The 17,354-nt window shown below is 64.7% G+C and carries 12 protein-coding genes; 1 reads left to right on the forward strand and 11 read right to left on the reverse strand.

Annotated elements, in window-relative coordinates; all coding sequences use genetic code 11:
* Positions 1-236: 236 nt before the first annotated feature.
* The 10 genes from ACFPOU_RS20125 to ACFPOU_RS20170 form a co-directional block, all read right to left on the reverse strand.
* On the reverse strand, positions 237-1,898 hold the full coding sequence (locus ACFPOU_RS20125; protein WP_379725511.1) for a cation acetate symporter: 1,662 nt from the start codon (positions 1,896-1,898) through the stop codon (positions 237-239).
* On the reverse strand, positions 1,895-2,203 hold the full coding sequence (locus tag ACFPOU_RS20130; RefSeq protein ID WP_379725514.1) for a DUF485 domain-containing protein: 309 nt from the start codon (positions 2,201-2,203) through the stop codon (positions 1,895-1,897). Before ACFPOU_RS20130 ends, ACFPOU_RS20125 begins: the two co-directional genes overlap by 4 nt.
* 465 nt (positions 2,204-2,668) lie before the next feature.
* Positions 2,669-4,801 carry a TonB-dependent receptor gene (locus ACFPOU_RS20135; RefSeq protein WP_379725517.1) on the reverse strand — a complete coding sequence of 711 codons (2,133 nt, stop codon included), beginning with the start codon at positions 4,799-4,801 and terminating at the stop codon, positions 2,669-2,671.
* A gap of 201 nt (positions 4,802-5,002) precedes the next feature.
* Entirely contained in the window at positions 5,003-5,824 is an 822-nt protein-coding gene (locus ACFPOU_RS20140) for an HpcH/HpaI aldolase family protein (protein WP_379725520.1), read from the reverse strand.
* Positions 5,802-7,040, reverse strand: a complete 1,239-nt coding sequence (locus tag ACFPOU_RS20145) for a type III PLP-dependent enzyme (RefSeq protein WP_379725523.1) — start codon at positions 7,038-7,040, stop codon at positions 5,802-5,804. The genes ACFPOU_RS20140 and ACFPOU_RS20145 overlap by 23 nt, the downstream gene beginning before the upstream one ends.
* Positions 7,031-8,884 (reverse strand): IucA/IucC family protein, encoded by a 1,854-nt coding sequence (locus tag ACFPOU_RS20150; RefSeq protein ID WP_379725526.1) that lies wholly within the window; start codon positions 8,882-8,884, stop codon positions 7,031-7,033. The genes ACFPOU_RS20145 and ACFPOU_RS20150 overlap by 10 nt, the downstream gene beginning before the upstream one ends.
* Before the next feature lie 16 nt (positions 8,885-8,900).
* A complete protein-coding gene (locus ACFPOU_RS20155) occupies positions 8,901-10,076 on the reverse strand; it encodes an MFS transporter (RefSeq protein WP_379725529.1) in 1,176 nt (391 codons plus the stop codon).
* The gene (locus tag ACFPOU_RS20160; RefSeq protein WP_379725532.1) at positions 10,073-11,923 is read right to left on the reverse strand and encodes an IucA/IucC family protein; all 1,851 of its coding nucleotides are present in this window, start codon (positions 11,921-11,923) and stop codon (positions 10,073-10,075) included. The genes ACFPOU_RS20155 and ACFPOU_RS20160 overlap by 4 nt, the downstream gene beginning before the upstream one ends.
* Complete coding sequence (locus ACFPOU_RS20165; protein ID WP_379725535.1) at positions 11,920-13,128, reverse strand: ATP-grasp domain-containing protein; 1,209 nt, start codon at positions 13,126-13,128, stop codon at positions 11,920-11,922. The genes ACFPOU_RS20160 and ACFPOU_RS20165 overlap by 4 nt, the downstream gene beginning before the upstream one ends.
* Before the next feature lie 402 nt (positions 13,129-13,530).
* Entirely contained in the window at positions 13,531-14,706 is a 1,176-nt protein-coding gene (locus tag ACFPOU_RS20170; RefSeq protein WP_379725538.1) for a tyrosine-type recombinase/integrase, read from the reverse strand.
* 109 nt (positions 14,707-14,815) lie between these two features.
* Between ACFPOU_RS20170 and ACFPOU_RS20175 the strand changes: the two genes are divergently transcribed.
* A complete protein-coding gene (locus tag ACFPOU_RS20175) occupies positions 14,816-15,415 on the forward strand; it encodes an isochorismatase family protein (protein ID WP_379725540.1) in 600 nt (199 codons plus the stop codon).
* Between the two features lie 63 nt (positions 15,416-15,478).
* On the opposite strand, the gene ACFPOU_RS20180 is transcribed toward ACFPOU_RS20175, so the two are convergent.
* The gene (locus ACFPOU_RS20180) at positions 15,479-16,876 is read right to left on the reverse strand and encodes an amino acid permease (protein WP_379725543.1); all 1,398 of its coding nucleotides are present in this window, start codon (positions 16,874-16,876) and stop codon (positions 15,479-15,481) included.
* Positions 16,877-17,354 lie beyond the last annotated feature (478 nt).

Consider the following 17,354-nt stretch of genomic DNA (forward strand, 5'->3'; position numbering starts at 1 on the left):
ATCGCTGGCAGCTTCCGCGCACAGTTTCTCATAGGCATCCATGCCGGCAATGGCCGCCTTGGCGGCGAATGCCGGCGGCGGCGGGAACACGCGGTGTTCCTGCAAGCCATGGTTTTCCTGCTTGGTCTCGGTCTCGGACATGCTAGTCTCCGTAGCAAACGCTACTATGATTGATAGGACTGACCCAGGTGAGTGTCACGGTACGACGACGCATCGGCGTACCTTTGTTCACGAAATCAGTGGCCGCTGGCCCCCGCTGCACCGATACCGGTTTCCGAGCGCACTTCCTGCGCTTCGAAGCCCGCCCTGTCGATCGCGGCGCGCGGGCTGCTGTCGGTGACCGAGAACAGCCAGATACCGATGAAGCCGACCGCCATCGAGAAGATCGCCGGCGAGGTATAGGGGAAGATCGCTTCGGCATTGCCCAGCACATCCACCCAGACCGACTTCGACACGACGGTCAGCGCCACGGCCGTCGCCAAACCAAGGAAGCCGCCGACCGTCGCGCCGCGCGTCGTGCAGTCTTTCCACAACACCGACATGAACAGCACCGGGAAGTTGGCCGAGGCGGCAATCGCAAACGCGAGCGATACCATGAAGGCGACGTTCTGCTTTTCAAACGTAATACCCAGCAACACGGCAATGAAACCGAGGGCGATGGTGGTGAGCTTCGACACTTTCAGCTCGCTGGCGCTGGTCGCCTTGCCCTTGGCGAATACCGTCGCGTACAGGTCGTGCGAAACGGCCGAGGCGCCGGACAGGGTCAGGCCCGCCACCACTGCCAGGATGGTGGCAAAGGCCACCGCCGAGATAAAGCCGAGGAAGATGTCGCCGCCGACGGCTTTGGCCAAATGTACCGCCGCCATGTTGTTGCCGCCCAGCAGCTTGCCGGCCGCATCCTTGAACGCCGGATCGGTGCCCACCAGGACGATCGCGCCGAAGCCGATGATAAACGTCAGGAGGTAGAAGTAGCCGATCCAGGTAGTCGCCCAGAGCACCGACTTGCGCGCTTCCTTGGCGCTCGGGACGGTGAAGAAGCGCATCAGGATGTGCGGCAATCCGGCAGTACCGAACATGAGGGCCATGCCAAAGGAAATGGCCGAGATCGGGTCTTTCACAAAATTACCCGGTCCCATGATACTGAATCCTTTACTGTGCACTTCGGTTGCGGAAGCGAACAGCTTTTCCGGGCTGAAGTTGTACTGCGCCAGTACCGCGAAAGCCATGTACGAAGCGCCCGACAGCAACAGCACGGCCTTGATGATCTGCACCCAGGTCGTCGCCGTCATGCCGCCAAACAGCACATAGACCATCATCAGCACACCCACGATCACGACGGCAATCGAGTATTCAAGGCCGAACAGCAGCTTGATCAGCTGGCCTGCCCCGACCATCTGTGCGATGAGATAGAACAGCACGACGACCAGCGTTCCGGAAGCCGCGAACACGCGGATGGGTTTCTGGTGGAAGCGGTAAGCTGCGACGTCGGCGAAGGTGAAGCGGCCCAGGTTACGCAGACGCTCGGCCATCAGGAAGGTAATAACGGGCCAGCCGACCAGGAAGCCGATCGCATAGATCAGGCCATCGAAGCCATCGAGAAATACGGCTGCCGAGATGCCCAGGAAAGAAGCCGCGGACATGAAGTCACCCGCGATCGCCAGGCCGTTCTGAAAGCCGGTGATGCCGCCGCCGGCGGTGTAGAAGTCCGACGCCGAGCGGGTCTTGGCCGCAGCCCACTTGGTAATGAACAGCGTAAAGATGACGAAGGCCGCGAACATGCTGATCGCGGTCCAGTTGGTGGCCTGCTGGGTCGCCTGTCCAAGGTCGGGCGCGGCCGTGGCCAACCCCGGCGCCGCCAATATCACCGCCGCGGAGACGTTGCGCAAGATAGCGTTCATGCCTGCACCTTCTTTTTGATTGCGTCGGTCAGTTCGTCGTAGGTACTGTTCGCACGGCGCACGTAGATGCCGGTGATAAAAATAGTAAAAACAATGACGAACAGCCCGAGAGGGATGCCCCAGGTCATGACGCCATCACCGACGCGGGTGCCCATGAATTCCTTGTTGAAGGCCACAAGCAGCGTGAAGCCATAATAGACAATCATCATCGCCCAGGTGAGGGTCCAGCCGAAGCGCGATCGCGTCCTGACCAGCTTCTGGTAATTCGGGTCAGCTTTCACGCGCTGTACCATGTCTTCTTCCATTTGCGTCTCCTAATTCTCTAAAGTAATATCTGGTTTGCAATTTCTTGGCAGGGGCCATCGTAGCGGCGGGCGCTTACCTGAGTCTTACGCGCGCAATTATCCCGAGTCGCGTTCGAGCTTGCATGTAGCGTCTGCGCATGAAGGAAGCCGTTCGCCTTCCCCTGGCGTAACCGATACCGACCCAACGCAAAGAGGCGCGATTGCGCATGCATCTGCCGGACGAATGGCGTGGTGATCAGATCGCTTGTTCGCGAGGGCTGCCTCGTCGGCCTGCGGAACCCGCCGCCGTCCTCGTCGAAGTAGGAAGCCTGCGCCTGCATCGATTCGAACGCGGCTGCTGCCGCGTTGGGCGATGAACCGCCGGTTGGCGCAGGGCCGGAAACGCCCTGCGCCGCCGCGCCGTGTTTCGCGCGCGCCGGGCGGAATGGAAACGGTCCGGGTTCCCCCGGACCGGCGTATTACTGCTTAGAACGCATAGCGTGCAGTCAATTGCGCCGAACGCGGCGCGCCCGGAAGATTGAGATTCGGCGCCGTACCGTGGCCCGACACCACGTAGCGCTTGTCAAACAGGTTGCGCAGGTTCAGTTGTACGTCGAACTGGCCGAGACGTCCTCCCACCATCGCATCGACGGTCGCGAAGCCCGGCAGCACGACGGTGTTGCCGGGATTGGCAAAGCGGTCGCCCACATACGTCAGGCCGGCGCCGGCACGCAGGCCTTGGCCCAGCTCCTTGACGAGCCAGAGATTGGCGCTGTGGCGCGGAGTGAGCGTCGCGCGCTTTCCCTGGACCCGGACACCCTTGACGACGTTGTCGCTGTTGTCCACGGCCGGCGACGAAGTCACCCTGGCGTCGAGCAGCGCATAGCCGGACCAGATCCGCCAGCCGTCGGCCAATTGTCCCGTCAGCGTCAGTTCGAGACCGTCGGTGCGCTGGGTACCGATCGGTACGAGCCGGTTGGTGGCCGGATCGGTCGTCTTGATGTTGGTCCGCTCCAGGCGGAACAAGGAGGCACCCGCGCTCAGTACGCCGTCCAGGACATCGAATTTTCCGCCGACTTCGCGGTTCGTGGTTTCTTCGGGAGCGATCTGCGCATTGTTGGCCGCCAGCGGGAAGGCTTCACCGGAGGGCTGGAACGATTTGCTGAACGAGGCGTACCACGATTGGGCGGCGCTGGGCTGATAGACCAGGCCGACGCGCGGGCTCCTGGCGTGATCGGTGCGGTCGAGGCTGGCCTGTCCGGCGCGACGCTCGACTGTCCGCTGGTTGAAGCGGTCGTAGCGCAGGCCGGCCAGGGCCTTCCATTGCGGCGACAGCGTGACCAGGTCCTGCACGTAGGCACTGGCGGTTTTCACGATGCCGATATTGTCGGCGGTCGGCGCCACGGGGACGTCGCGCGCCAGTACCGGCAGCACCGGGTTGAACAAGGCAATCGTGGCGACCCCGGCCTTGGTGCGGTTGACCTGGTCCTTGTCCTGCTGTCCGAACTCGACCCCGTACAGGAACTGGTGTTTCATGCCGCCCGTGCTGAAGGTATGGGCCAGTTCGGTCTGGTTGAACCAACCGGTTTCCGCGCGCCGCAACTGCGTGCGGCTCAAGGACGCCGTCAACGCGCTTTCGTTGACCGCCGTGACGAGGGTATTGAAGCGCGCCAGCGTGTAGTCGTAGCGCCGGTATGCATTGCGCAAACCCAGCGTTTCGCCAAACTTGTGCTGCAAGGTGAATCCGATCGCCTTGACGGTGGCTTCGGACGTGTCGACGTCGGCGGCGTTCGCCGCGCCATAATACGTGCCGGGATCGACGTCGACCGGGCGTCCCCTGTACGACGGAACGCCGAAATCGGTCACCCGACGATCGTTGAGGTACTCGGCCTGGAGCAGCAAGCTGGTATTCGCACCGAGACGCGCCTGCAACGACAGGGCGATCGCCTTGCGGTCCAACAATTGCGGGTCGCGGTAGCTATCGGCCCGCTCGACCGCGCCGGTCACACGGAAAGCAAGTCCCGAGTCCTTGTCCACCCGTGCCAGATCGGCCTCGACGCGCCGCTGGCGCCAGCTTCCCGCCTGGGCAGTCAACTCGCTCTTGTCGATGCCGGGCTTCTTGGTAATGCGATTGATCAGGCCGCCGGAAGAACCGCGTCCGTACAGCACCGATGCCGGCCCCTTCACTACTTCCACCTGCTCGATATTGGACAGGTCGCGGAAGTACAGCGCATCGTCGCGCAAGCCGTCGATATACTGGTCGGAAATGGCCGTGAAGCCGCGCAGCGTGACCTGGTCGCGCTGGCCATCCCCGTGGGACAGGCCGACGCCCGGAACGAAGCGCAATACGCTTTCCATCGACTGGGCGGCCTGGTCCCGCATCACCTGGGCCGGAATGACGTTCACGGTCTGGGGCACGTCGCGCAAGGGCGCGTCGATGCGCGTGGCGCTGGTGGCGTTCGGTTCGTTATAGGACGAGGTGGCCGCGCGCGTACCGATCACCTGGACCGTCTGGGGTGGGGTGTCGCCGGAACCGGCAACCGACTGCGCCGCGGCCGTCGCCGACAAGGTTTGTAAGGCCAGTGCGATAAGCAGAGAAAGGCGTGTGGGTTGGAGCATCGTTTGAAATGGTGATCGTATGAACGGATGACGGGAAAAGGCACAGTCGGCTGCAGGCGATATTCTTGCCACTGCAAAAACAAGGCCGGCTGCACCATCGTGGACAGACATGCAACAAGTGTAATGCGAATCATTCTTATTTGCAAGCGACAGCGCAGGCGCAAACCGTGGCGCCTGGCGGCAGTCGCTGCCGCCGGCGCTTCAGGGTGGTGTCCGCGGCGCTGCCTTCCCCTCCGCGCCGCATGCTGCACCCGGCCCCGGGTTGCGCATTCCACCGACATGCGCCTTGAGCGCTCGGAAACTGACACTGCGGTCGTCGCCGAGCAGATAGGCCTGCACGCCGCGTGCCTGCCAGTGGTGCAGCTGCTCCGGCGAGCGCGGGATTGCGCAGAAATGCAGCTGGTGGCGGTCGCACCCGTCGGCGATCGTGGCGATCGCGGCCCGCACCTCCGGATGCTGGGCCTGCCCCGGCACCCCGTACGATTGGGACAGGTCGACCGCGCCCTCGAGGACCATGTCGATGCCGGTCACGGACATGATGTCGTCCAGGTTATCGATGCCCTCGCGGTCCTCGATCATGAGTACCACCATGATTTCAGCGTTGACCCGCTCAAAATAGGTCGGCAGGTCGATGGTGCCGAAGCCGGTGGTGCGGCCGCCGCTGATGCCGCGCTTGCCGAGGGGGTGATAACGGCTTGCCGCAACCGCCTGCTCCGCCTCGGCGCGATTGCGTACGTGGGGCACCACGATGCCGAGCGCTCCGCAATCGAGAGCCCGGCAAATTGCCTCAGGCGCCGCATTCGGCACCCGCACCAGCGCGCTTAGTCCGGCGCACTCGGCGGCCCGCACCATGTTTTCCAGTGTCTCGGGATTGACGCACACGTGTTCCATGTCCAGTATGACAAAGTCATATCCCGCGTAGCCGATCATTTCGACCACCAGCGGCGAGGGAATCGAATTGATCAGGCCAAATACCGGCTTGCCGTCGGCAAGCGCCCGCTTAAGCGCGTTCGACCGCAGCATGCGCGTCCTCCTGTACCGGTAAATACCACTGCCGCGGATGCGGATGCCGCAGGAAATCGTGGTGCGAAATATGCCACGCATACGCCCCCGCATACGAAAACACCACCAGGTCATTGCAGCGCACGCGCTCGACAACCGCGTCGAAGGCCAGCAGATCCTTGGGCGTGCAGAGCTGGCCCACCACGCTGACCGCCTCGTTGGCGGCGGCCGGACGCGCGAACGCATGGGGCCAGTCGTCGACCGGGATCACATGGAATGGATGACTGTGCCCCTGTGCATGGGGAGTACGGAAATGATGCGAGCCGCCCCGCCCGACCACGAAGGTCTTGCCATAGCTGCGCTTGATGTCGATGACCTGCATCGCATAGTAGCCACAGGCCGCGCTCAGGTAACGACCCAGCTCGAAGCGCAGCCGCACGCCGGCCAGGCCGCTTCGCTGCATCAGTGCCGGCAGCGCGCCGCTGAACCCGGCCCAGTCGAACTGGCGCGCCGGATCGCGGTAATTGATCCCGATGCCGCCACCCACGTTCACGTGTTCGATCGACAGCCGGTACTGATCGCACCATTGGCGCACCTGCTCCAGGCAAGCCGCCAGCATGCGCAGGTGCGCCTGCGCATCGAGCTGGTGCGACAGCAAGTGAAAATGGAAACCGCGCAGGCCGATCTCGGGATGGCCGCGCAACCAGGCCAGGCATTCCGGCAACTCCAATGACGGAATGCCGAAGGGCGTGGGCTTGCCACCCATCATGAGCGTCGTCTCAGCAAGATTGTCGAGCGCCACATTCATGCGCAGCAGGACATCCTGGGGCTTGCCATGCCGCTGGACGCGCTCGGCCAGGCGCTGCAACTCGAACAGGCTTTCCACGTGCAGGCAATCGACGCGCCGTTCGAGCGCGGCATCGAGTTCGCTATCGAGCTTGCCCGGCCCGCTGAATATCACCGGTACGTCGGAGAAATGCTCGCGCACCCACGCGAGCTCGCCGCCGGACGAGACCTCGAAGCCGTCGACCAGGGGCGCCAGCGTCTGCAGGATCGGCAGGTCGGAATTGGCCTTGATGGCGTAGAACAATTCACAGCCTTGCGGCAAGGAAGCTGCGACGCCGGCGGCGTGCCGGCGCAAGCCTTCCAGGTCATAGACATAGGCGCACAAGGGTTCGCCGGAATCGGCCTGCGCCGCGCGGAGGTGCTCGACAACCTCGGTCAGCCTCAGTTCCACGGTGCACCCCGCCCGGCCATGTTGATCGGGTTCGCCACGGGCAGGTAGGTCGTGGCGCGATCTGCCCGCTTCAGGAAGCGGTTCAGCAGGTTCGACTTGCCCGGCAATGGCGCGCCACCGAGCACGGCGTCGATCCGGCGCGCCGAGCGCGCATCGCCGAACCGGGTTTGATACCTGTGCAGATGCTGCCCCACGACCGACCACAAGCGCTGCTGGAGACGCGCATCGCCAGCGCCGATCTGGTTGATCGCTTCGCAGAAGTTGTTCACGAACAGACAGTAGGCGATCCGCTTCCATCCCAGTTCGTCGCTGTACCAGAGCGCCTCGCGTGCCTGGGGGCTGATTTCTTGCAACTGCTGGGCACCATGGCGCTCGGCGACCAGCTTGACCCCTTCGAAGTCACGCAGGAATACCTGCTGCGGCAAGCCCCCGCCCACGCCGATGACGACATTTTGCAGGTGCGGTTCGAAGATGATCCCGTGTGCGAAGTAGCAATGCAGTACCGGATACATGACTTGTTCGACGTAGCGTGAAAACCATCGTTCAGCCACTTCCTCCCAGGGCGCGCCGCGACGTTGCCCGGACAGTGCCAGCAGTTCGCGCAAGCGCTGCTCGCCGTGGACATGGTTGCCGAACAGCGCGCCGGCGAGCAAGGGCGTCACGCCGGGCCGCAGCGCGCCGGTGAAGCCGCGCCGCAAGATCATGCCGAAACCCTCGGTCACTTCCTTGTTGCGTTGGGCGTCTTCCAGCTTCAGGTCGAGCGAAATGAAGGCCGGCTCTTCCAGTACGTCTGCGCCCGGAAAGAGGCGCTGCAGCCCTGGCATCAAGCCGCGCATGATGCGCGTGACCTGCAGCGCGCCCTCCAGTTCGTACACGGCATTCTTGCGCACGCAGTTGGTGATGCGGATGTTGAGCGAGGCCTTGTAGAAATACGGGTTATCCGGGTGGAACAGCGTGCGGATCGATGAAGTCGGATAGTACGCCTCCCCTTGCGCCCCGAGATCGCGCAGTCGCCCGGCGCGCAGCGCCTCCGCCACGCAGGGATGCGTGAGCAGGTAGCGCGCTTGCCACGGATGGGTCGGTATCAATGCGAAGTCGTCGCCTGCCACCAGGCCCGCCGGGGCCTGCCGCGCGATGATCCGGTCGCATGGCGTTTCCAGCACCGATTGCTGCAGGAGGTCGTCGCGCCGCACCGCAAAATAATGCAAGGGAAACCGCGTACCCATTTCCGGAGAATAGCGCAGCATGTCGTCGTAGGACACGCCCTGGCGGCTCTTCGGCGCCGGGTGGAAGGGGTGACCGAAAACGAGCGATTGCTCGGACTCGATAAAGGCGCGCAGCGGCTCGGCGCTGAACGCCCGCGGGCGTGCCGCCTGCAGCACGGCCGCAGTGACGGTGACGCTGTCGCGAATCTGCGCCATCAACTCGTCATTGGGCGGCGTGTCGGTTTGCAAGGACAGCTCTCGCAGCAGCAGGCGCGCCAGTTTCTCGTGACAGAGCAGATCCCATGGCCTGGCGAGCGCCTTGACATAGAACAGAGACCGGTAGCGGTAATTGCCGGTCGAGGAAACGGCGTCCACGACCGTGAGCAGGCGCGCGCCGCTCAGGGGAAAGCGGAGATGCATGACGCCGGCGCTGTCGCCTGCATGCTGTTTCAGCGCCATATGCACTGGCTGCGGCCAGTCGTTCTGGCCGAACAGCGAACCGACATCGAGTTGCCCCTGCGGCCCGGCCACTTCGCGGCAGTAACAGTTCAACAACGTTTCCATGGAGCGCCGGCCGGCTTCCTGCGCCGCGATCAGCGCCGGATCGATGGCGCATGCCAGATTGTGATTTCCTCGCATAACGATTTCCTTGTGACTAAGAATTGTTGAGACGACGGCGGTGGACGGCCAAGCTGGCCAGATAACAGCCGGCGACGAACATGACCAGCGCGCTGGCGAAAAACGGCAGGCGTGTATCGAAAGCCTGGATGGCGGCACCCGCGCTCAGGCCGGCTCCCACCGCGCCCCACTTGGCACTGCTTTCGAACCAGCCGAACGTGGCGCCGGCATCGCGGCCCTGGACGACCGCCGCGATCAAGCCGTGCAGGCCGATGAGGCAGACCGTCATCGCCAGCCCCATCAGCACGCGCCAGGCTGCGATCGACACCAGGCTCGCAGCCACGGCCTGCCCCAGCATCGAAGCGGCGAGCACCAGGCAAGCCGGCGCCAGCGTCAGGACCAGCCGGTCGCGCCCCAGGTAGCGGCTCAGGGGTACCGCACCGAGCAAGTACACCAGATGCGGCAGTCCGAACAGCCAGCCGGCCAGCGCCGGCGAAACCGGAGCCGCGCCCGCCTGGACGAATGGGACGAAATAGGGGAAGGTGATCACCGTGGCAAAGACGAATGCGAACTGGAACGCGTAGATCTGGCGCGCGCTCGCCTCGACCGCCACACCCGATGCCGGCGCACGGGACTGGCGCGTGGCCTGCCCTGGCCGGTCCGGCAGCTGCCAGATGAGTGCGGCGGCCAGCAAAGGCAGCAGCGCCAGGTAGCGGTACATGACGAGGGGCGAATCGAGCGTCGTCATCAGCAGGCCCAGGCCGGCCGGTGCGATCACCAGGGCGGCCCGCGCCGACCATTGCATCAACGTCAGGCTGCGGGTCAGCGCGGCGCCGTCGACCACGGTTGCCAGGTAGGCGTTCGACGCCGCGAAGGTGCCGCCCAGCAGCCCTTGCAGCAGCAGGGCGCAGAAAAACATCCAGGTAGTGGGCGCGTAGCCCGCCAGCAGGAAGCTCCCTGCCAGTCCCAGCTGCGCGCGCAGCAATAGCGGCTTCTTGCCGAACCGGTCCGCCAGTCTTCCCCACCACGGGCTGCTCACCGCGGTAAAGAAAGTCGGCACGACATATAACCAGCCAGCCAGGTAGGCCGAGTCGCTGCGCAGGGATTTTTCCAGAATCAAGCCGAAGAACGGCGGCATGCCCAACGCGGCAAATGCCGCAATGAAGTGGCCGGCCATGATGGTGCCGACCACGAGTCGCTGGCCGTCCTTCACGCCGGCCTCAGGAAGTTCGGCGCGCTGTGCCCGTAGAACTTGTTGACGTCGGCGGCGCCGGTCGCGGTCTTTTCCGCCAGGGTGGCCGCAATCAGCAAGTACTTGATCGGCAGCCGCTCGTCTTCGATCAGTACCCGGCGCGCCAGGGCGGTATCCTCGCCCGCGCCGGCCAGGTCCGCGAGCACGCTCTCGATCCGCGCGCGCACCCTGGCATACAGCGCGCCGGGCGGCTGCCCGAGCAGCGGCGCCAGGCGCTCGACCAGCACCGCGATGTTCAACTGCAGCGTAATCGTGGTAAACATCTGCGCCAGCGGCAGCTGCTCGGTCACGCCGATGCGCCGGTCCTGCAATCGGGCGAGCGGCGAGGCCAGGTCCGGCCAGCGCTGCCGCAGGTAGTCGAGATGGATCCTGGCCGCGTCGTTGTCCTTGAGCAGCAGGCGCAGGCGCGGCGCGCGGCGGCTGACGACGACCACGGAATTCTGCTGGTTCGATTCGAGCGCGATGCCGTAGCGTATCCAGAGCAACAGGTGCAGGCGCAGCGTCAAGTCCAGGTAGTCGTCGAAGAAAGCGTCGACGTCGCCGCCATAGCAGTCGGCCGCCACCTCCTGCACGACCAAGCCGCCGGACGGTGTGGGCGCCAGCAGCGACGCAACCGGAACGAGGATGCTGTCGCCCAGTTCCTCGGCCGGATAGCGGCGCAGGATAAAGCCGAGGAACATGCGCTGGTCGACATGCGCGCCGCATCCTTCGTCCGTCAGCAACAGGCGGCCCGCGATCGACGGCTCGCGCGCCGCGATCGCGCCAAGGGTCGCCTGGATACGGTGGCCATCCTGGATCGTGCTGGGCTTGATGGTGCGGATATTCTTTGCACCGAGCGTGCGTATCGTCAGCGGCAGCTTCAGGTGCCATTGCGGCGCATCGAGCAGGGCCACCGTGCGCACCGACAAGGTCGGCGCCACCGTCAGCCAGGGCAGCGGCGCACGCGCCACCCGGTCATGCAGGCCGCTCTCGCGCAGCATGCCGGCGAGCTGGTGATCCCAGAGGAAAGGGTGGACCGGGACCAGCGCATGCGATTGCGCCATCGAGGCCGGCAAGCCGACATCGGCAAAACCCGGCCACGCCGCGGGCCAGCCCTGCTCCTCGGCGGCACTGCAGTGATAGACGCTGCGCGGGACCGCCAGCCAGCGAAGTTGAAAGCTGCGCTGGAATTCAGGGCCGTATGCGGCAAGCGCCTGATGGTCGAATCCGAGTTTGGCGCGCGCGGTCGGATACAGCGGATGGTCGAGAAACGCGCCCAGCCTGTCGTAATGCAAGATGCTGGCATGCCATTCTTGCGCTTCGTTTACCGCATCGGCCGCGTCCGTCGAGCGCAACTGGGCGAACCAGCGCCGGCGTTCCGCTTCGCTGATGGCGCGATGTGACAGCGCAAGTCGGCATTCCTCGGCGAAAGCGTGGAACAGGGAAGCGGCGCTTTCGGAAAGTCCTGCGGAAAAACGGGCGATGATGTCCTCGACCGCATACAGTTCCCTCACCTGCCCGTCTTGCTGCCACAGCAGAGGCAAGCCCGCGCTGCGCCAGTCTTGCATGAACGATGCCTTCTCCACAGGGATCCATAGCACGCCGTTTCCGAAATGCGGCACCCTGATCCAGGTGCAGGCCGCTGTTTCACGGCGTCCCAGTGCGGCCGGCAAGGCCGCCGCCGCGACCAATTCGGCACCGCTCACGCAGGCGCGCACATCTTCGCGCAGCAGCGCGTCCAGCACACGCAGGACGATGTAGCGGACGTGGTCCGGCTCGGCCGGCGCGTCCGGCGCGTGCGCGACATGGGCTGTCGAGCGCGCGTTCATTGCGCGATCTCCCATGCCAGCGAAGCGCTGACCCGCTCCATTTCCGCGCGCAAGAGTCCGGCGTCCGGCCCGCTACCGCGCAACACGCCCAGGTAATCCTTGTTCGAATGGGTCATGCTGATGGCGTCGCCGGCCGAACGCAGCTGCCGGTATGACAGATGCATTCCGTGCACCCGCTCGACGAATGCCGTCGGCGCCTCGCACAGTCGTCCCGCCGACTGCGCGGTGAAGTAGCGGATCAACGCGGCATTGGCGGCCAGGTCGAGGCGCGGCAAGGGCTCTCCCAGGTACAGCCGCAGCACGAGCTCGAACAGTGGAATGGCGAGCGTCTCCTGCAGCAGGAATTCACGGTAATCACCGATGTTGCGATAATTGATTTCGATCAGGCGCGGCCCGTTTGCGGTCACCACATATTCTGTATGGCATGCCCCGAAACCGACGCCGAAGCGGCGAATCATGTCGGCGACCGCGGCCTGGTGCGCGCTGCCCTGGGCGGGCTTCCATTGCGCTTCCAGTTCGACGAAGTACGGCGGCGCCGACAGCGTCACTTCGAAGCCGCCGAGCACGAGGAGATCCTTGCCGTCGCCGAGCGTTTCCAGGGTAAACAGCGGACCTTCGATATATTCTTCCAGCAGCAATGGCAGGCCGGGCTGCTCGGACCAGACGGCGGCGCATTGCGCCTCCAGTGCCGCGCGGTCGGCGCTGAGCGCGACCTGCTGGCTGGCGACGCCTTCGCGTGGCTTGACGATGCAGGGGAACGGTAGCTGTTCGCCGACCTGCGCCAGCCCTGCCGGGTCGCACACGACCGCATGCCACAGCGCCTCCAGTTCCAGCGCGCGCAGGCGATTGCGCATTTCCGCCTTGTTTTTTGCGCGATACGCCACCTGCCAGTCCTTGCGCGGCAGGCCGTAGTACGCGGCGACGATGGCGGCGCTGGTTTGCAGGTGATCGCTATTCGAGAAAACCGCCGCCGGCGCCTGCGCCCGGCAAGTGAGCGCGCCCATCACCGCCAATGGGTTGAACACGTCGCAGGGAATAATTTCATTCGGATACGCAGCCAACCCTGCTTTCGCGAAATGCTGTCGGTGTTCTTCGGCATGATCGGTCAGCAATACCACTGATAAACCGAGTCGTTGCGCCGCCGGTATGAAGCCATCGTTGATGGAATCGGTAGGCACGTGGGCCAGGATGATCAGTTCTTTCATGACACTCCAAGAATTTGTTTTAAACGTAAGCGACTTGATTCGCGGCCATCACAGCCGAGGGAATTCGTCAAAGCGCGCCCCAGTCCGAGGCACCCTGCCCGGCACTCCCGTGCGCGACGCGAGGCGGATGGCGCCGCACCGGGCGGACATGCGCTGTCCGCGGTCGATCAGGAAACTGCAGCGCCGATGCCACCCCGGCTGTGACACATCATATCCTGAATGCGAATCATTATCAATTGCATTTACAATGCGACGTGCTAGGCGGGCTGGTGGTTGCTTCGAGGGTGGTTAAAATCGGGCAAATGCCCGCGGCGGCGTGCCTGAAGGCAGAGCGCAAAGGCGGGCCGAAACGGAGATCGTTCCTGATGCGATTGCAAGGACCGGACACAGGGCGCGGGCGCCTTATTTTCCCCGCTTTACCCGCCCCCGCTTGGTGACGGCCGACTTGATGATCTCGTCATGGCGCTCGTTGTCGGTCTTGTGCAGGTAGCCGGCCGTGGTCGCGATATTCGCGTGCCCGGCGGTATCCTGCAGCGTCTTGAGCTGCACGCCATTATTCGCATGATTCGTCAGCATGCTGTGGCGCAACCAGTGGGCCGAGGCGTGGCGCAGGCTGGCTGCGGTGTCGTCCAGCCCGGCGCGCGCGGCAGCCAGTGCCGCTTCGGCAAAGACACCCTTGATTGCTTCGGAGGCCGCTTCGTCGGTCAGGCGCGTCGGGGCGCGGCTGCGGCTCGACAGCACCAGCGGCATGCGGTCGGCGCGCGCGGCCAGCACTGGCAGACCGAAGGCCTCGCGGTAGCTGCGATAGGCGGCGAGCATGGCGTCGGTGACGGGCAGGCGGCGCGGCTTGTTGCCTTTTCCCGTGACATCGAGCCACCAGCGCGCGCCGCCTTCGGTATAGACGGCACCCATGTCCGCACCCACGATTTCATTCAGGCGCGCCCCGGTATCGGCGAAGGCGATCAGCAGGAAACGGTCGCGCTCGCGCCGGCGCAGGGCCGCCGGCGTCGCGGGCACGCGGCGGGAAACCGTCTCCAGCGCCAGCGCGATGGCGTCCGGCGTCAGGTAGCGCGTGATGCGGCTCGCCATCGGCGTGCGCACGTTGCGCACCAGCGCGGCCGGGTTGCGCCGCAGGTAACCGGTCTGTTCGGCAAAGGCCAGCAGTCCCTTGACTGCAATCATGGCCTGGCGCCGGCTGGGGTCGGACAAGGGGCCGGTGAAGGGACGGTAGCGCGGGTCGCTGCGCGGCCACTTGGTGGTCGAGACCCAGTCGGGAGGCGGATCGCGCAGGAATTCCTTGTAGGAATTGAGGTCGGCGACATTTAGCTGGGAGAGCGTTTTTTTCGCTACTTCCCTGCACCAGGTCAGGAAACGGAACAGTTCCTTCTGGCTGTTTGCAATGGATTTTGGGCTCAGTTCGCCATTGCCGATGAACTCGCGCGCGATCTCTGCGTCGGTCTGGGCCTCGGTGATCGGATCGTCGGCAACCCGGAACATCTTGACCTCGAGGCGGCCGCTGCCCTTGTCGGCATCGCCGGCAAGGCGTGGTACCAGGTCGATCGGTTGGAACTTGGTCATGTTGGCTTCATGTAATACTGTGTTTATATACAGTATATCATGTGACCGGGCCGCGCCCGCGTAGCGGGCGTGCTAATCTGTTTCGATCAACGATTCGACAGGACCCGACATGAAACCGATCCGGCTCGGCGCTGGCGACGCCCTCCTCGTCATCGACATGCAAGTCGATTTCCTGCCAGGCGGCAAGCTCGGCGTTCCCCACGGGGACGCGGCCGTCGGCCCCGTCAACCGGCTGCTCGGCCTGTTCGCCGGGCTGGGCTTGCCCATCTATGCCTCGCGCGACTGGCATCCGGAAAACCATTGTTCGTTCGCGGCGCGTGGCGGCCCGTGGCCTCCACATTGCGTGGCCGGAACAGAAGGCGCGCAATTTGCCCCGCAGATCAAGCTGCCTGCCGACGCGGTCCTCGTGTCGAAAGCCGAGAGCGCCGACTCCGACGCCTACTCGGCCTTCAATGGCACCGGACTCGCCCGGCAGCTGCGCGAGACCGGCGTGCGCCGGGTGACCGTCTGCGGCCTGGCGACCGACTACTGCGTGCTCAATACCGTACTCGATGCGCGTGATAATGGCTTCGAGGTGCTGATCGTGCCGGAAGCCATGCGCGCGGTCGATGTCGCACCCGGCGACGGCGATCGGGCGCTCGCGCGCATGGCGGCGCGCGGGGCGGATGTGGCGCGCCTGGCCGATTTCGCCGGCGCCGTCGCGGCGTAAAAAACCTGGCCGCGGCAGCCGCGGGCCAGGTTGTCGCCGGTGGACCGGGCGCGGCCGGGACGGTCAGGCCGGCTTGTTCAGCAGCGAACGCGAGCGCGCATAGCCGAAGTAGACGACCAGGCCGAGCAGCAGCCAGACGCCGAAGGCGATCCAGGTGGTGGCGCTCAGGAAGGACATCAGCGCCAGGCAGAAGGCGATGGCCAGCGCCGGCACCAGCGGCACGCCCGGGCAGCGGAAGGCGCGCGGCAGGTCGGGACGGGTCTTGCGCAGGATGATGACCGCCAGCGATACCAGCGAGAATGCGGCCAGCGTGCCGATGTTGACGAGTTCGGCCAGCACGCCCAGCGGCACGACGGCAGCGATCAGGCCGAAAACGATGCCGACCAGCCAGGTTGCGAAGAACGGGGTGCCGTATTTCGGATGCACGCTCGACAGCTTCTTCGGCAGCAGGCCGTCGCGCGACATGGCGTACAGGATGCGGGTCTGGCCGTAGGCCATCACCAGGATCACGGTGCTCATGCCGAGGATCGCGGCGAGGTCGACGAAGCCGGCGACCCAGTCCTGGCCGGCATACTGCAGCGCCAGCGACACCGGGTGGTCGACGCCCTTGAAGTTCATGAACGGGACGATGCCGGTCATGATCGCCGACACCGCCACGTACAGGACGGTGCAGACGGCGAGCGAGCCGATGATGCCGATCGGCAGGTCGCGCGTCGGGTTCTTGACTTCCTCGGCGGCCGAGGTCACCGCGTCGAAGCCGATGAAGGCGAAGAACACGAGGGCGGCGGCGCTCATCACGCTGCCGGCGCCGAAGGGCATGAAGGGCTGCCAGTTTTCCGGCTTGACGTAGTTGACGCCGACGACGATGAACAGCAGGACGACGCCGGTCTTGATCAAGACCATGATGTTATTGACGCGGGCCGATTCGCGCACGCCCAGCGAGAGCATGAAGGTCAGCACGATCATGATCAGGAAGGCCGGCAGATTGAAGACCGAGTCGACACCTGGAATGGCGCCCGGCGCGGCGCGCAGCGCTTCGGGCAGCACGATGCCGACCCCCTTGAGCAGCGACTGGAAATAGCCGGACCAGCCCACGGCCACGGTCGACGTGGCCAGGCCATATTCCAGCAGCAAGTCCCAGCCGATCAGCCAGGCCACGCCTTCGCCCAGCGTCACATAGGAATAGGTGTAGATCGAGCCGGCGACCGGCACGCTCGAGGCGAATTCGGCGTAGCACAGCGCGGCGAAGCCGCAGGCAACGGCGGCGATGATGAAGGACAGGGTGAGCGCCGGGCCGGCAGTGACCGCACCGGTGCCGGTCAGCACGAAGATACCGGTACCCACGATCGCCCCGATCCCCATCAGGATCAGGTCCATCGGTCCGAGGACCTTCTTCAGCCCGCCCGGTGCGCGGCTGTCCGCGACCATGGAATCGAGATTTTTCTTCCTAAAAATACTCACTACGTGTTCTCCTGTTTTTCATGATGCATCTCCTCTTGCAAAGCCTCCGGTTCTTGCCGGGGGTCTTTCCGCTTTCCTGCCGCCCGGCCGTATTGCGCGGGCGCCTGCCATCCGTGCATGCGCCCGCCTCTTCCGCAAGGATGGAATCGGGACGCGCAGCACCAATGAAAAGCGCCCGCGATACCGGGCGCCGATCGACCCATTCCGTTCGCATGCGCTTCATCGGCGAAGCGCAAGAAAAGCGATGACAATAAGCCAGCACATCCGCATTATTGCTCCGCCACCCCCTGTTGAGCAAGCGCTGCCCATGCTGCAGCGCCCCATTCGCGCTTTTTCGCGCGCGCGCGGGGATTTGCTTGCCCCTTGCGGTGAACCATGGACGGCGCACGGCATGCGCTCGTGCCCGCGCGCCGGCTAGGGTGTGTCTGACTGAGTTCATAGGAGCCATAACATAATTGTTGCCACGGTCACGGCAGCG

Source organism: Massilia jejuensis, from assembly GCF_042656795.1.
Lineage (GTDB): Bacteria > Pseudomonadota > Gammaproteobacteria > Burkholderiales > Burkholderiaceae_D > Telluria > Telluria jejuensis.

Excerpts from the sequence above, each read along its gene's own strand:
- ACFPOU_RS20160 (WP_379725532.1), bottom strand. The coding sequence starts at position 11,923 with ATGAACGCGCGCTCGACAGCCCATGTCGCGCACGCGCCGGACGCGCCG.
- ACFPOU_RS20135 (WP_379725517.1), bottom strand. The coding sequence starts at position 4,801 with ATGCTCCAACCCACACGCCTTTCTCTGCTTATCGCACTGGCCTTACAA.
- ACFPOU_RS20130 (WP_379725514.1), bottom strand. The coding sequence starts at position 2,203 with ATGGAAGAAGACATGGTACAGCGCGTGAAAGCTGACCCGAATTACCAG.
- ACFPOU_RS20140 (WP_379725520.1), bottom strand. The coding sequence starts at position 5,824 with ATGCTGCGGTCGAACGCGCTTAAGCGGGCGCTTGCCGACGGCAAGCCG.
- ACFPOU_RS20125 (WP_379725511.1), bottom strand. The coding sequence starts at position 1,898 with ATGAACGCTATCTTGCGCAACGTCTCCGCGGCGGTGATATTGGCGGCG.
- ACFPOU_RS20170 (WP_379725538.1), bottom strand. The coding sequence starts at position 14,706 with ATGACCAAGTTCCAACCGATCGACCTGGTACCACGCCTTGCCGGCGAT.
- ACFPOU_RS20150 (WP_379725526.1), bottom strand. The coding sequence starts at position 8,884 with ATGCGAGGAAATCACAATCTGGCATGCGCCATCGATCCGGCGCTGATC.
- ACFPOU_RS20175 (WP_379725540.1), top strand. The coding sequence starts at position 14,816 with ATGAAACCGATCCGGCTCGGCGCTGGCGACGCCCTCCTCGTCATCGAC.
- ACFPOU_RS20165 (WP_379725535.1), bottom strand. The coding sequence starts at position 13,128 with ATGAAAGAACTGATCATCCTGGCCCACGTGCCTACCGATTCCATCAAC.